Annotated in this window: 14 protein-coding genes; 7 read left to right on the top strand and 7 right to left on the bottom strand. The window is 51.2% G+C overall.

Annotated features, from left to right (window positions below; translation table 11 throughout):
- Positions 1 to 47: 47 nt before the first annotated feature.
- On the top strand, positions 48 to 506 hold the full coding sequence (gene mgsA, locus OGX95_RS02370) for a methylglyoxal synthase (RefSeq protein ID WP_137382855.1): 459 nt from the start codon (positions 48 to 50) through the stop codon (positions 504 to 506).
- A gap of 32 nt (positions 507 to 538) precedes the next feature.
- Here the strand turns inward: mgsA and helD are convergent, their stop codons facing one another.
- A complete protein-coding gene (helD, locus tag OGX95_RS02375; RefSeq protein ID WP_286628184.1) occupies positions 539 to 2,593 on the bottom strand; it encodes a DNA helicase IV in 2,055 nt (684 codons plus the stop codon).
- A 125-nt stretch (positions 2,594 to 2,718) separates the two neighbouring features.
- Here helD and OGX95_RS02380 point away from each other — a divergent pair, with 125 nt between their 5' ends.
- Both OGX95_RS02380 and yccS read left to right on the top strand, forming a co-directional pair.
- Positions 2,719 to 3,165 carry a YccF domain-containing protein gene (locus OGX95_RS02380; RefSeq protein WP_005123514.1) on the top strand — a complete coding sequence of 149 codons (447 nt, stop codon included), beginning with the start codon at positions 2,719 to 2,721 and terminating at the stop codon, positions 3,163 to 3,165.
- An 18-nt stretch (positions 3,166 to 3,183) separates the two neighbouring features.
- Positions 3,184 to 5,337, top strand: a complete 2,154-nt coding sequence (yccS, locus tag OGX95_RS02385; RefSeq protein WP_286628185.1) for a YccS family putative transporter — start codon at positions 3,184 to 3,186, stop codon at positions 5,335 to 5,337.
- Here yccS and OGX95_RS02390 read toward each other — a convergent pair.
- The gene (locus tag OGX95_RS02390; protein ID WP_286628186.1) at positions 5,315 to 5,929 is read right to left on the bottom strand and encodes a TfoX/Sxy family DNA transformation protein; all 615 of its coding nucleotides are present in this window, start codon (positions 5,927 to 5,929) and stop codon (positions 5,315 to 5,317) included. The genes yccS and OGX95_RS02390 overlap by 23 nt on opposite strands.
- Positions 5,930 to 6,145: 216 nt before the next feature.
- Between OGX95_RS02390 and sulA the strand changes: the two genes are divergently transcribed.
- The gene (gene sulA, locus OGX95_RS02395) at positions 6,146 to 6,655 is read left to right on the top strand and encodes an SOS-induced cell division inhibitor SulA (RefSeq protein ID WP_286628187.1); all 510 of its coding nucleotides are present in this window, start codon (positions 6,146 to 6,148) and stop codon (positions 6,653 to 6,655) included.
- Positions 6,656 to 7,010: 355 nt separating this feature from the next.
- Positions 7,011 to 8,060, top strand: coding sequence for a porin OmpA (gene ompA, locus OGX95_RS02400; RefSeq protein ID WP_048212110.1), 1,050 nt, complete (start codon positions 7,011 to 7,013; stop codon positions 8,058 to 8,060).
- A 97-nt stretch (positions 8,061 to 8,157) separates the two neighbouring features.
- On the opposite strand, the gene matP is transcribed toward ompA, so the two are convergent.
- Positions 8,158 to 8,610, bottom strand: coding sequence for a macrodomain Ter protein MatP (gene matP / locus OGX95_RS02405; RefSeq protein ID WP_005123520.1), 453 nt, complete (start codon positions 8,608 to 8,610; stop codon positions 8,158 to 8,160).
- A 185-nt stretch (positions 8,611 to 8,795) separates the two neighbouring features.
- Here matP and OGX95_RS02410 point away from each other — a divergent pair, with 185 nt between their 5' ends.
- Positions 8,796 to 10,556 (top strand): AAA family ATPase, encoded by a 1,761-nt coding sequence (locus OGX95_RS02410; RefSeq protein ID WP_286628188.1) that lies wholly within the window; start codon positions 8,796 to 8,798, stop codon positions 10,554 to 10,556.
- A gap of 68 nt (positions 10,557 to 10,624) precedes the next feature.
- Positions 10,625 to 11,143 carry a bifunctional 3-hydroxydecanoyl-ACP dehydratase/trans-2-decenoyl-ACP isomerase gene (gene fabA, locus OGX95_RS02415; protein WP_003035875.1) on the top strand — a complete coding sequence of 173 codons (519 nt, stop codon included), beginning with the start codon at positions 10,625 to 10,627 and terminating at the stop codon, positions 11,141 to 11,143.
- A 121-nt stretch (positions 11,144 to 11,264) separates the two neighbouring features.
- On the opposite strand, the gene rmf is transcribed toward fabA, so the two are convergent.
- The 4 genes from rmf to pqiA form a co-directional block, all read right to left on the bottom strand.
- Complete coding sequence (gene rmf / locus OGX95_RS02420; protein WP_003035871.1) at positions 11,265 to 11,432, bottom strand: ribosome modulation factor; 168 nt, start codon at positions 11,430 to 11,432, stop codon at positions 11,265 to 11,267.
- Between the two features lie 256 nt (positions 11,433 to 11,688).
- Positions 11,689 to 12,252: a membrane integrity-associated transporter subunit PqiC gene (gene pqiC / locus OGX95_RS02425; RefSeq protein ID WP_137382849.1), complete on the bottom strand. Its 564-nt coding sequence runs from the start codon at positions 12,250 to 12,252 to the stop codon at positions 11,689 to 11,691.
- Positions 12,249 to 13,889, bottom strand: coding sequence for an intermembrane transport protein PqiB (pqiB, locus tag OGX95_RS02430; RefSeq protein WP_286628189.1), 1,641 nt, complete (start codon positions 13,887 to 13,889; stop codon positions 12,249 to 12,251). The genes pqiC and pqiB overlap by 4 nt, the downstream gene beginning before the upstream one ends.
- Positions 13,890 to 13,893: 4 nt before the next feature.
- Positions 13,894 to 15,147, bottom strand: a complete 1,254-nt coding sequence (pqiA, locus tag OGX95_RS02435) for a membrane integrity-associated transporter subunit PqiA (protein ID WP_286628190.1) — start codon at positions 15,145 to 15,147, stop codon at positions 13,894 to 13,896.
- Between the last annotated feature and the right edge of the window lie 8 nt (positions 15,148 to 15,155).

A 15,155-nucleotide genomic window follows, 5' to 3' on the forward strand; every position in this document is an offset into this window, starting at 1 on the left:
CAAGAGCTTCCAGTACTCTGTAGTAAGGTTAACTTGGGAGCTGTACTATGGAATTGACGACTCGCACATTACCAGCGCGCAAACATATTGCGCTGGTTGCACATGATCACTGTAAACAGATGCTGATGAGCTGGGTGGAACGCCACCAGCCATTGTTAGAAAAGCATGTCCTCTATGCGACAGGCACGACAGGAAATCTCATTCAACGCGCGACCGGCATGGATGTCAACGCCATGCTCAGCGGTCCAATGGGCGGCGATCAGCAGGTCGGTGCGCTGATCTCTGAAGGGAAAATTGATGTGCTGATCTTCTTCTGGGATCCACTCAACGCCGTGCCTCATGATCCGGATGTGAAAGCCCTTCTGCGCCTGGCCACTGTTTGGAATATTCCGGTTGCCACCAACGTATCTACCGCCGATTTTATTATCCAGTCACCAAACTTCAGCGATGCGACGGACATACTGATCCCGGATTACGCCCGTTATCTGGCAGAGCGCCTCAAATAATCGCCAGACAGGCGGCGGCCGCCGCCTGTTCTTCAGGGTTTTCTCGCTACCGGGACATCCAGTTGTTTTAGTTGATCCACAAAACAGGATGGCGCGTCTTTATTAAACAGCAACCACACCCGATGCCGGGCACGTGTAAGTGCCACGTAGAGCAACCTTCTCTCTTCTGCATCCGGAAAATCCTCGACCATTGGCAGTAGTGCTTCTTCCATAATCGACTCACGGGCCGGGGCAGGAAAACCATCGTTGCCGTCATGAAGCCCAACGACAATGACATAATCCGCCTGCTGTCCTTTACTGGCATGAATCGTCATAAAATCCAGCTGTAGTTTGGGCCAGCGGGTCGCTGCTTTCTCAAGACTGACAGGTTTAAGGTGGTGATATCGCGCCAGCACCAGTATGCGTTCTTCTGCTTTCGCAAAGCCGGATAGCTTATCCAACAGCGCATCCAGCTGACTTTCATCGAGCAGAGTGACGGCTTTCCTGTCGCCAGCGGCCAGGCTATTGAGCGGTTTCTTAAGCTGATGCGGGTTTTGCTGGATAAACCGATTGGCTATCTCACCAATACGGCTATTAAAACGGTATGTCGTATCCAGATCGCAGCGATCGCCCTCACCAAAGTGTTGCCGGAAGGCGGTAGTCAACGAAAGTTGTGCGCCACTGAAACGGTAGATGGCCTGCCAGTCATCCCCCACGGCAAATAGCGTGGTCTGTGAGTTTTGCTTGCGCAATGCGGCTAACAGGGCGGCGCGCTGTGGGGAGATATCCTGAAATTCATCAACCAGAATATGCTTCCAGGGGCTGATAAAGCGCCCTTTCTCCAGAATGACAATCGCCTGATGGATCAGTCCAGAAAAATCGACGGCATTCTCTTCTTTCAGAGCACTCTTCCAGGCCTTGAGCAACGGCGCCATCAGCTTTATACGTTTGCTGAACAGGTCGCGGATCGCCTCCGGCGCATTGGCGATCATCTCCGCCTGTGCTCCACCATGCATACGCATCAGGCTAACCCAGCGATCCAGTCGTGAGGCCAGGCGACGCTGTAATTTTTCATCGTCCCAAAAATTGCCTTCTGGCACGGACCACTGCATCTCTTCTTCCAGCCACTGTCGCCAACCTTTAGCCTGTGCTTTTTTCTCGCTGCACTGCTGACGCCATGCGCCGAGAAACAGCTTATTTCTGGCGGCAGTATCATTTTCGAGTTTGCTGACTGTCGGGACTTTTTTGCTACCCTGTTGAATAATATGCAACGCCAGTGAATGAAACGTCCGCGCGGCGATGTCTTGCGTATGCAGCCGTTCACGAATGCGCTCATCCATCTCCTGAGCGGCTTTGCGGCCAAACGCCAGCAGCAAGATTTGTTCAGCAGCCGCTTCTCCCCGCGCCAGCAACCAGCCCGCACGCGCAACCAGAACGGATGTTTTGCCACTTCCTGCCCCCGCAAGCACCAATAGCGACGGCTCACCATTCACCACCGCACGAGCCTGAGCTGGATTTAGCGGCGAAGATTCGATCTGCTGAAAGAACTCGGCGTGCTCTGCCAGCATTACGTCGGTATAGGCCTGGTTATGTTGCAAACGACACGCTTCAATATCCTGCAGCCACGCCTGGCACTGGTGCAACGCCTCACGACAATGATCAAATTCTTCTAGCCGGTTGACCGGCAGGGGCAACGCGTCAAAAGCACGGCGGATCTGTTGTTGCAATCCGGATGTTTGGCTCCGCGTCAGCCATCTGTTTTCCCCTGTACGAGCGGCAATCGCATCCAGCTGTTCCTGTAGCACCCCTGCTGCAACGTCACTCATCTCCTGGCTCCACTGCTGCCAGAGCATGCTCAGATGATGGTGGAAACGCTGGGTTTCCGCCCATTCAGTGCCGTGAAGGCGTACAACTTGATCATCAGAAAGCACAAATTCCAGCTCGCCCCATACCAGTCCCCTTTTACAATGGATAGCCAGTAACTGATTGAATGGAATAAGATACTCATGACGGTCGCCGGAAACTTTAATGCCGGCATTGAGAATAACAGCCCGATCGTAAGGGTGTTGCGCCAGACGCTTTCCCAGAGAAGTTGCTTTCAGTTCCATAAGACTTACGCGGATCCACACGAAGAGGTTTGCTTATCAGTGTAACCGCCAGAGAAAACGTGCTCCAGCCCAAAAAAACGTTACAATTGCCAAACTCACAGAAAACCAGAGTTAACCGAGGGTTTATGCGTACTGTTCTGAATATTTTAAATTTTGTGCTTGGGGGATTCGCCACCACCTTAGCCTGGTTACTGGCGACGTTGGTCAGTATTGTGCTTATCTTCACACTCCCCTTGACCCGCTCCTGCTGGGAAATCACTCGCTTGTCGTTGTTCCCCTACGGTAATGAAGCGATTCACGTTGATGAACTCAACCCGGCGGGTAAAAACGTGCTTCTGAATACCGGCGGTACGCTACTCAACATTTTCTGGCTGATTTTCTTCGGCTGGTGGCTGTGCCTGATGCATATTGTTTCCGGTATTGCCCAGTGCATTACGATTATTGGTATTCCGGTAGGTATTGCGAACTTTAAAATCGCCGCAATTGCACTCTGGCCCGTTGGTCGTCGCGTGGTTTCAGTCGAAGTTGCCCGTGCCGCACGCGAAGCCAATGCGCGTCGTCGCTTTGAATAATCGGAACTGATGGCCTTTATGTTAAGTCCACTGCTTAAACGCTATACCTGGAACAGCACCTGGCTGTACTACGTGCGAATTTTTATCGCACTTTGCGGCACTACGGCGCTGCCGTGGTGGCTGGGTGACGTCAAACTGACCATCCCACTAACGCTGGGCATGGTTGCTGCCGCGCTGACCGATCTGGACGATCGGCTCGCGGGTCGTCTGCGCAATTTGATCATTACACTGATCTGCTTTTTTATTGCCTCGGCCTCCGTCGAATTGCTCTTCCCCTGGCCGTGGCTTTTCGCAATTGGATTAACGCTTTCCACCAGCGGCTTTATTTTGCTCGGAGGCTTAGGTCAGCGTTACGCGACCATCGCTTTTGGTGCATTACTGATCGCCATTTACACCATGCTGGGTACATCGCTGTACGATCAGTGGTATCAGCAGCCGATCCTGCTGCTTGCAGGCGCCATCTGGTATAACCTTCTGACGCTTATCGGCCACCTTCTGTTCCCGATTCGTCCACTGCAGGACAATCTGGCACGCAGCTACGAACAGCTGGCGCACTACCTGGAGCTGAAATCCCGCCTTTTTGATCCCGACATCGAAGATGAAAGCCAGGCCCCCTTGTATGACTTAGCGCTGGCCAATGGGCAACTGATGGCGACGTTGAACCAAACAAAAATATCATTACTGACCCGTCTGCGCGGTGACCGTGGACAGCGAGGAACCCGCCGTACACTGCATTACTATTTTGTCGCGCAGGATATTCACGAACGCGCAAGTTCCTCACATATTCAGTACCAGACGCTACGCGACCATTTCCGTCACAGCGATGTAATGTTTCGTTTCCAGCGATTAATGTCGATGCAGGGACAAGCCTGTACGCAGCTGTCTCGCTGCATTTTGCTACGCACCCCTTACCAGCACGATCCACACTTTGAGCGAGTCTTTACACATATAGATGCCGCCCTTGAGCGCATGCGTGCAAGCGGTGCCCCTGCAGATCTGCTCAATACGCTGGGATTCTTACTGTCAAACCTGCGGGCTATCGACGCGCAACTGGCCACCATTGAGTCTGAACAGGCTCAGGTACTCTCGCGCAATGAGTCAGAAAATCAGCTTGCCGATGACAGTCCGCATGGATTCAGTGATATCTGGCTGCGTCTGAGTCGCAATTTTACGCCGGAGTCGGCGCTGTTTCGCCACGCGGTTCGCATGTCGCTGGTGCTCTGCGTCGGGTACGCCATTATCCAGATAACGGGTATGAACCATGGCTACTGGATCCTGCTGACCAGCCTGTTTGTCTGCCAGCCCAACTACAACGCCACACGCCATCGTCTGGCGTTAAGGATTATCGGCACATTAGTCGGGATAGCGATTGGATTGCCCATCCTGTGGTTCGTCCCATCGCTGGAAGGGCAATTAATACTGCTTGTGATCACCGGCGTGCTCTTTTTCGCTTTCCGCAATGTTCAGTACGCACATGCCACAATGTTTATCACATTGCTGGTATTGCTGTGCTTTAACCTGCTTGGAGAAGGATTTGAAGTCGCACTGCCGCGCGTCATCGATACACTGATAGGTTGTGCCATCGCATGGGCAGCCGTCAGTTTCATCTGGCCAGACTGGCGCTTTCGCAACCTGCCACGAGTGATTGAACGGGCGACCGATGCAAACTGTCGTTACCTTGACGCCATTCTCGAACAATATCATCAGGGGCGAGACAATCGTCTGGCATACCGTATTGCGCGTCGCGATGCGCATAATCGTGACGCAGAGCTGGCATCCGTGGTGTCGAATATGTCGAGTGAACCGGATGTCACCGCCCAAACGCGCGAAACAGCATTCCGCTTGCTGTGCCTCAACCATACCTTTACCAGTTATATCTCGGCGCTGGGCGCACACCGTGAACAGTTAACCAACCCGGACGTTCTGGCATTACTGGACGATGCCGTTTGCTATGTTGATGATGCACTTCATCATCAACCCGCTGACGAGCAGCGCGTATACCAGGCGCTTGAAGGACTGAAGCAACGGATTCAGCATCTTGAACCACGCCCGGACAGCAAAGAACCGCTGGTCGTACAGCAAGTTGGCCTATTGATAGCGCTACTACCAGAAATCAGACGATTACAGCAGCAAATTGCCGCATTGCCGTCTAGTATACCGATTCAGGCGTAAGAGAACTCACCCACTCCACAAGCTCCTGGCGACGAATCGCCGGGAGCGCCGCCTCATGAATGCCCCCAATCGCGCCTTCAAGGGCATAGAGTATTTTCACCGTCAGGGCGGGATTAACCTGTCGTAGTTTCAACCAGCACATTTTTGCCCCCAACATGCGTAATGTGCTTTCATCTTTTATACCTGCTTCATTCAGCAGGGTTTCCAGATGAAATGTCATGTTCGGGAGTCCACGCAGGCAATGCTGTGCAAAACGACTTTGCTTTTCTTTTAACGCCGCATCCAGTGAATACCGTGATAGCGACACCAGTTGTTGCTGGTTTTGCCACAGCGTATCGTTCACCTGATAATAATTGAGCACCACCGGACGTCCACGTTTTATAAATGTCAGCCAGACAGGGGAATGTTTTACACAGTACTGCGCGCTCTGTTCACAGGCCCGAAGATATAACTCACCATTGGCGACCATGGCGAATACCGTGTCCTCGACAGTCAGGCTATAACCACCAAACAGCGATCGATAACGAATCGTCCCCAATGACGCCAGATATTCTTGTGATTTATAGATCCTTGCATAAGAAAGTTTTTTCATAAAAATCCTTTTAAATCATAACGTAATAAAATGATTTGCAGTAGCGGATCCGTTAATGACGAAAATAGGCAACTTATTCGCAAGGGGCAAGATGAATTTTGTTTTTACCGTAACAACAACCAAAAACTGCGAACCTGTTTCAGAAAATAAGGTTGATCTTTGGTGACAGCAGAGTTACTGTATATCCATACAGTAACTCACAGGGCTGGATTGATTATGTACACTTCAGGCTACGCAAATCGTTCTTCGTCGTTCTCTTCCACATCAAGCAAAGTTGCGCGCGTGTCGTCAGAACACACTACCGCTGGGCTTATCAGTGAAGTGGTCTATCGCGAGGACCAGCCCATGATGACGCAACTCCTGCTGCTTCCTCTGCTTCAGCAATTAGGTCAGCAGTCACGCTGGCAGCTCTGGCTGACGCCGCAACAGAAACTAAGCCGCGAGTGGGTGCAGTCGGCCGGACTCCCATTGACGAAAGTCATGCAAATCAGCCAACTCTCTCCCTGCCATACGCTAGAATCAATGGTCCGTGCGCTGCGCACTGGGAATTACAGTGTGGTCATCGGCTGGCTGACGGAAGAATTAACAGAAGATGAACATGCAGAACTGGTGAAAGCGGCAGATGAGGGAAACGCAATGGGATTTATCATGCGTCCTGTACGCGCTCAGACACTTGCGGGGAGACACCATTCCGGGCTAAAAATTCACTCGAATTTGTATCATTGAGTAAAATTAGGAATTATCCTGGAATTTTTTTTCACCCTAAAATTCGGCTTTGAGCTTTAACACATTTTCTGTGAGAACGCCTGTGTGAAGCGGTTTCCGCGACAGTAGCTGTACAATTAATCATCCACAAATGTTAAATATTGTGTATACAAGCCTTTTTTTTTCATATGCCTGACGGAGTTCACACTTGTAAGTTTTCGAGTACGTTGTAGACTTTACATCGCCAGGGGTGCTCGGCTTAAGCCGCAGATATCGGTAGAGTAACTATTGAACTGGTCCCCGGGTGAAGGATTTAACCGTGTTATCTCTCTGGAGATATTCATGGCGAATTTTGGATGATAACGAGGCGCATAAAATGAAAAAGACAGCTATCGCAATTGCAGTGGCACTGGCTGGTTTCGCTACCGTGGCGCAGGCCGCTCCGAAAGATAACACCTGGTATACTGGTGCTAAACTGGGTTGGTCCCAGTTCCATGACATCGGCAACAATCAGATCAACAACAACGGACCGACCCACGAAAGCCAACTGGGTGCTGGTGCGTTCGGTGGTTACCAGGTTAACCCGTACGTTGGTTTTGAAATGGGTTACGACTGGTTAGGTCGTATGCCGTACAAAGGCAACACTGAAAATGGCGCATTCAAAGCTCAGGGCGTTCAGCTGACCGCTAAACTGGGTTACCCAATCACTGACGATCTGGACGTTTATACCCGTCTGGGTGGTATGGTTTGGCGTGCAGATGCTAAAAACAACGACGGCTTCAAAGACCACGACACTGGTGTATCCCCAGTATTCGCTGGTGGCGTAGAGTATGCAATTACTCCTGAAATCGCTACCCGTCTGGAATACCAGTGGACTAACAACATCGGTGATGCGAACACCGTTGGTGGTCGTCCAGACAACGGTCTGTTGAGCGTTGGTGTTTCTTACCGTTTCGGCCAGCAGGAAGAAGCAGCTCCGGTAGTTGCACCGGCTCCGGCTCCGGCTCCAGAAGTACAGACCAAACACTTCACTCTGAAGTCTGACGTTCTGTTCAACTTCAACAAAGCGACTCTGAAACCAGAAGGCCAGCAGGCTCTGGATCAGATGTACAGCCAGCTGAGCAACCTGGATCCGAAAGACGGTTCCGTCGTTGTTCTGGGCTTCACTGACCGCATCGGTTCTGACGCTTACAACCAGGGTCTGTCTGAGAAACGTGCTCAGTCTGTTGTTGATTACCTGATCTCTAAAGGTATCCCATCTGACAAAATCTCCGCACGTGGCATGGGCGAATCCAACCCTGTTACTGGCAACACCTGTGACAACGTGAAAGCTCGCGCTGCGCTGATCGACTGCCTGGCTCCGGATCGTCGTGTTGAGATCGAAGTTAAAGGTATCAAAGACGTTGTAACTCAGCCTCAGGCTTAAGTTATCGTCTTATAAAAAAACCCCGCCTGGCGGGGTTTTTTTTACCTACATATCATTCAAAAGCACAGGTACACTCCATATTGAAGTTACCCGTACCCTACTCTTTACCCAGTAACGCCTGTAGATCCTGCTTCAATGTCGACATCTTGTTCGCATACTTTTCTTTATGTTCCGCATCTTCAATCAACTGCACAATCGTTTCTGAGAGCGTTTTGCCTCGTCGCTGCGCAAGCCCGGCTAAACGCTGCCAGACCATAAATTCCAGATCGATCGATTTCTTACGCGTATGTTGATGTTCTGCATTAAAGTGCCGCTTACGCCTCGCCCGGATCGTTTGCTTCATACGATTGAGCAGTGCTGGGTTCATGTATTCTTCAATCCAGGCGTTGACCCGAACCGGTTCATTTTCGAGGGTTAGCAACAAATCAACGGCTTCTTTGGCAGCGCTGGCTTCCACATAGCGGGTAATCAACTCCCCCTCACGATGCTTTTTCACCAGATACTTCCATTTCCATCCGCTTTCAAGATTTTCAAGTTGTTGATATTTCATTGCGATCTCAATGTTACCGTGTAACTCTTATCAGAATATCAGCTTTTTGGGCATCTGAAGAAAAGAATATCCAGCCTGTGAACTGTCGCGCGTCATCACATCCGTTTCGCGGCGCTTTCCACGTGTGCAGTGCTGATGGTTACGGTATAATCTCGTTTTTTACAACAGACTAAAAAACATCAACTTTGACCATTACGAAACTTGCATGGCGTGATCTGGTTCCTGATACCGACAGCTATCAGGAAATATTTGCACAGCCGCACGTCACTGACGACACCGACACCTTACTCAGTGATACTCAGCCACGTTTACAATTCGCGCTAGAGCAGCTTCTTCAGCACTGGGCTACGTCCTCGTTTATGCTGGTGAAAGCGCCCGAAGAGCTGGAGTATCTCAATCTTATTGCAACAGCTGCACGTACCTTGCATACGGATGCCGATAGGTTAACCGGGGGACATTACGATGTATCCGGCCACACTATTCGTTACCGCACAGCGGAGAAAGCAGACGACAACTTTGCGACGTTAACTCAGGTGGTTAATGCTGACTGGGTTGAGGCCGAACAGCTGTTTGGCTGTCTGCGCCAGTTCAATGGCGAAATTACTCTGCAACCGGGACTGGTCCATCAGGCCAACGGCGGTGTGCTGGTTATCTCATTGCGCACGCTTCTGGCTCAGCCGTTGTTGTGGATGCGCCTGAAAGCCATTGTCAGCCACGAGCGTTTTGACTGGGTGGCCTTTGACGAGTCTCGCCCCCTGCCCGTCTCCGTCCCTTCTATGCCGCTTAAACTGAAAGTGGTGCTGGTCGGCGAACGTGAATCGCTGGCAGACTTCCAGGAAATGGAACCAGAACTGGCAGAACAGGCTATCTACAGCGAATTTGAAGATAACTTGCAGATAGTGGATGCCGAAACCATGACACAGTGGTGTCAGTGGGTAACGCATACTGCCCGACGCAACAATCTGCCCTCTCCCGCTGCCGATGCATGGCAGGTTCTCATCCGCGAAGCCGTTCGCTATACCGGCGAACAGGACACGCTGCCGCTTAATCCGCTATGGATCACTCGCCAGCTCAAAGAAGTGTCCCCTCTTTGCGACAGTGATACCTGCACTGCGGAACAATTGAGCCTGATGCTCGCACAGCGTGAATGGCGAGAAGGATTTCTCTCCGAACGGATGCAGGATGAGATCCTGCAAGAGCAGATCCTCATTGAAACGGAAGGCGAGCGTGTTGGGCAAATAAACGCCCTGTCGGTGATCGAATTTCCAGGCCATCCCCGCGCGTTTGGTGAACCTTCGCGTATCAGTTGCGTCGTGCATATTGGCGACGGCGAATTTACCGATATTGAACGCAAAGCCGAGTTAGGCGGAAATATTCATGCCAAGGGTATGATGATTATGCAGGCGTTCCTGATGTCGGAACTCCAGCTTGAACAGCAAATACCGTTCTCTGCCTCTCTGACATTTGAGCAATCATACAGTGAAGTAGACGGTGACAGCGCCTCTATGGCAGAACTGTGTGCGCTGATCAGCGCCCTCGCTGACGTTCCCGTCAATCAAAGCATCGCCATAACCGGTTCTGTCGATCAGTTTGGTCGTGCTCAACCTGTCGGCGGTCTGAATGAGAAAATTGAAGGCTTCTTTGCTATCTGCCAGCAGCGTGAATTAACGGGGACTCAGGGGGTGATTATCCCTACGGCCAACGTCAGACATCTGAGCCTGCCCCCCGCACTGCTGCAGGCAGTTGAAGAAGAAAAATTCACTATCTGGGCAGTAGACGACGTGACCGATGCGCTGCCACTGCTATTAAATTTGGTGTGGGATGGCGAAGGTCAGACGACGCTGATGCAAACTATCCAGGAGCGTATTGCTGCGGCAACGCAACAGGAAGGCCGTCACCGTTTTCCATGGCCGCTACGTTGGCTGAATTGGATTATTCCGAACTGATCGGACTTGTTCAGCGTACACGTGTTAGCTATCCTGCGTGCTTCAATAAAATAAGGCTTACAGAGAACATGGTAGATAAACGCGAATCCTATACAAAAGAAGACCTTCTTGCCTCTGGTCGCGGTGAGCTGTTTGGTGCTAAAGGCCCACAACTGCCTGCACCAAGCATGCTGATGATGGACCGTGTCATCAAGATGACCGAAACCGGCGGCAACTTTGACAAAGGTTATGTGGAAGCTGAACTGGACATCAACCCGGACCTGTGGTTCTTCGGATGCCATTTTATCGGTGATCCGGTGATGCCAGGCTGCCTGGGTCTGGATGCCATGTGGCAGCTGGTTGGATTCTATCTCGGCTGGTTGGGCGGCGAAGGTAAAGGCCGTGCACTGGGCGTGGGCGAAGTGAAATTCACAGGTCAGGTTCTGCCGACCGCGAAGAAAGTCACTTACCGCATTCACTTCAAACGCATCGTTAACCGCCGTCTGATCATGGGCCTGGCTGATGGTGAAGTGCTGGTTGATGGTCGTCTGATCTACACCGCAAATGATCTGAAAGTGGGTCTGTTCCAGGACACCTCAGCGTTCTAATCGCTGGCATCTGTAGGTCTGGTAGTGCGACATGGCCGAATGGCCGGGTACGTTAATTTGCCAGTCTACAAAAGGCGAAACCTCCGCTTTGCGGAGGTTTCTTTTATCTAAAGAGACAGAATCAGGCCATTAAAACCCTATCCCCCATGGCTTCTCGCCAGCCTCCCAGCCAGTATGACCTCTGATTCAGCGTCTGATAGGGACACATTTCTTTTGAGCGTCCGGCAATGCCGGCCTGATATCCACGTTGATGTGCCCGTTCCAGGCGATCTCGTTTTTGTCTCTTCATGCCTCGTTTCCCTCATTTTTAGGTCTGGTGGAAAAGAAAACAGTGATTACTAAGCGTGCAATCACACTAAACGAATACCCCTAAACATCAGACTCGTCAATGCGCAAAATTCACGCCAGTGTCATATTTGTGAGCTAGCTGGTAAATCATTTGTACAAAAATTCTCTGTCAGAACAGCGACCTCAACCGCTAAAAAAATAAAAAAAACCGCCTCTGGCGCTGAGCCTGAGGCGGCATAATTTACAATTATTTAAGCTTATGGAATGCGTTTCAGCTCTTGTGCGATTGCCGTCGCTTCCTGACTCCAGGCGCTGGCCAGAACTTTCACCATTTCATCGTAGCCATCCTGCGTCTGTACAACTTCGATATGGAACGGACGCTTGATTAATTGCCCCTGGTGATTCAGCAACCATTCACCGCTGACAATCACTTTCCCATCGTAGCGTCCGTGAAAGCCTGTCACCGTTACGTTAAGCGTATCCTGAGTGCTTCCCAACGGCTGAGATGCAACCACCCAGCCAGGAAGTTGCATACTGAGATTTGCGACAAGGGTATTACGCAATTGCTGATCCAGTGGGCTGGCCCAGAGATTGTTATTCGCTATCACATACTTCACGTCGCTGGTCTGGTACACCACACCATTCCCTGCCAGATAATCAGGTACTGCAACCTGTTCAACCCACAGCAGGCGGTTGCCCTGATTAGCCGAACTTTGTACCCCCCCTTGCGCGATGGGGAGCTGATAATAGCTTTTATTCTCTCCGCTGGAGCTGCATGACGTCAGCCAGACCGCCATCATCACCACTAGCCACTTTTTCATTGTTTCGCCCTCTTCGGCTCTGGATCTTTTTTGTCCTTCGCTTCAAACACCAGCGCGTTGCTCTTATCGTTCAGCGTTTTCAGAACCGGCTGCAGTTCACGCAGTACCTGATCAAGACGCTGCATATCTGCCACCATCTTGTTGTAGGCCGCAGAACCCGGCTGGAAGCCCTGCATGCTGCGATTCAGTTCACGCAACGTATTTTGCATATCTGCAGGAAGCTGCTGCATCGACTGGCTACCGGTTATCTTATTCATGTTATCCAGCGTAGTTTGCAGATGCTTCATCGTGCGCTGGCTTTCTGAAAGCGTATTGGTTGCCTGCTCGATCATCGGGTTCAGCGGTAGACTATTAATCTTATCCAACGCTTCCATCAGACGCTGCTGAATCTGCGCCAGACCGCCGCTCACTGTCGGAATAATTTGATAACCGTTAAATTCACGCACACCCGTGATCGGTGGTTCTTTCGGATAGAAATCGAGATCAACATACAGTGCACCGGTCACCAGGTTCCCCGTCTTCAATGACCCTCTCAGTCCACGTTTGAGCAACTCAGCAAGATGAGCCCCCACATCGGTGTCTTCACCCAACTGCGCTTTCAGCCGTTCAGGTTCGATACGCACCAGAACAGGAATGCGGTAATCGTTGTTAAATACCTGGCGCATATTTGGCGCAAAGAAAGGCACTTTACTTACTGTACCCAGGCGTATACCACGGAACTCCAGCGGCGCCCCCGGCTGCAGACCACGAATTGAATCCTTGAAGAACATCAGGTAATCAATGTGATCGGTATACAAGGAATCCTGAATACTTTTTTGATCGTCATACAGATTAAAAGAGGAGTGCTGTTCAACCGGTTGTCCTTGTTCCAGCCCTTCCGGTACGTCAAAGCTTACTCCGCCGCCAAACAGCGTGGTGAGCGAGCCCATTTCCACTCGCATACCTGCCGAAGTGAGATCGACGGCAATACCGCTGTCCTTCCAGAAACGGACATTACTGGTTACCAGTCGATCGTTTGGCGCATTGATGAAAAGCTGGTAACTGATCGTGCGCTTTTGTGCATCAAACGTGCTGGTCTCAACCGAGCCCACGCGATATCCACGGAACAGAACCGGGTCACCCGGACTCAATTGCCCTGCTTTTTTACTGTCCAGAATCACGCGGATCCCTTTCGCATCAGGCGGCGCCAGCGGTGGAGAATCGAGCAATTGGTAATTTTCCAGCTTGCTGCCTTTATTACCGGGTTGCAGCTCAATATATGCCCCGGACAACAGCGTTCCCAAGCCACTGATACCTTCACGCCCCACTTGCGGCTTCACAACCCAAAAAACAGAATCTTTATGCAGCAGCTTTTCCATACCGGAATTGAGGCGTGCTTTAATTTCCACATGGGTCAAATCATCCGTCAGGGTAGCGCTTTCAACCACGCCGACATCCACACTACGGCTTTTAATCGTCGTTTTCCCCCCTTCAATACCTTCGGCATTGGTCGTAATCAACGTGACTTCCGGCCCCTGATGGCTGTAGTGGTAAAACAGAACCCATGCGCCAATGAGTGCAGTGACGATCGGGAATATCCACACAGGCGACCAGTTTTTTACCTTCTGCACTTTGGCTTCCCCACTTTTAGATTCCATGCTGTCAGGACTCCTCATGGCCTGGTTCTGGTTCACGGTCCCACGACAGACGTGGATCAAACGTCATCGCAGAAAACATTGTCATAATGACGACTAAAGCAAACATCAAAGCACCCATTGCAGGATAAATGTTCATCAACCCTCCCATACGCACCAGCGCTGAGAGTACCGCAATAACAAAAACGTCGATCATTGACCAGCGACCAACAAATTCCACCACCTCATAAATCAGGTGCATACGTTCGCTGTCGCGTTTGCCATGTCCTTTGGCATCCCAACATAGCCAGGCGATAGCGATCATTTTCAACGTCGGCACCAGAATACTGGCGATAAAGATAACCGCAGCCACGGGATAAGAGCCTTCACTCCAGATTAAAACTACGCCCTCAAGAATGGTTGACGGCAGTTTTGACCCGAGCAAATCGGTGATCATAATCGGCAGAATATTGGCGGGAAGATAAAGCATGATCGACGTGAACAGTAATGCCAGTGTCCATTGCAAACTGTTTTTACGACGCACATAGCCTTTCGTTTGACAGCGCGGACACACCCGCTCATCAGCCGGAAGAATAGCCGTGCAACAGGAGCAGGAACGCAATCCTTGCCGGATGCCAGGTACACCTGGCTTTAAGGCCTGTTTGATAGCCGGCATCGGCGCAATATCATCCCAAAGCCAGCGACGATCGACACACTGGAATGCGCGTAACTGGAGAAGGCAAAAGAAGCACCACGGGATGAAACTACTGCCCACACCGATATCGCCATAGGCCATTAGCTTAACAAAACTGACCAGCACGCCGGCGAGGAAGATTTCTGCCATTCCCCAGCTTTTTAGCTGGAACAAGACGCGCGCTAACCGCGCTTTGAGCCGCCCCGGCATCTCAACCCGATTCACCAGCAGCAAAATAGTCAGCAGGCAAAAAGCGGGAACCAGTTGCACGAAGAGCAAAAAGAAAGTGCCGAGACTGGCATAGTCTTCCGAAAAAAGAACACTGGGGATTTCCAGCAACGTCACCTCGCTGCTCACCCCAGCGACATTCATATTCACAAAGGGAAACAGGTTGGACAAAAGCAGCATAAAAAGTGCTGCTAAAACATAGGCGGTGGGACGCTGTCTTGGTGCGTCCCATTCAACAGTTAACGTAGTGCCACATCGTGGGCATGCCGCTTTCTGACCATGCTCAAGGCGAGGAAGCGCCACCAGCATGTCACACTGCGAGCACAAAATATGCTTCGCGGCATGGTGATGTTCGCACATATGTGCTC

It is taken from the genome of Citrobacter sp. Cu233 (assembly GCF_030332225.1).
In the GTDB taxonomy this organism is placed as follows: domain Bacteria; phylum Pseudomonadota; class Gammaproteobacteria; order Enterobacterales; family Enterobacteriaceae; genus Citrobacter.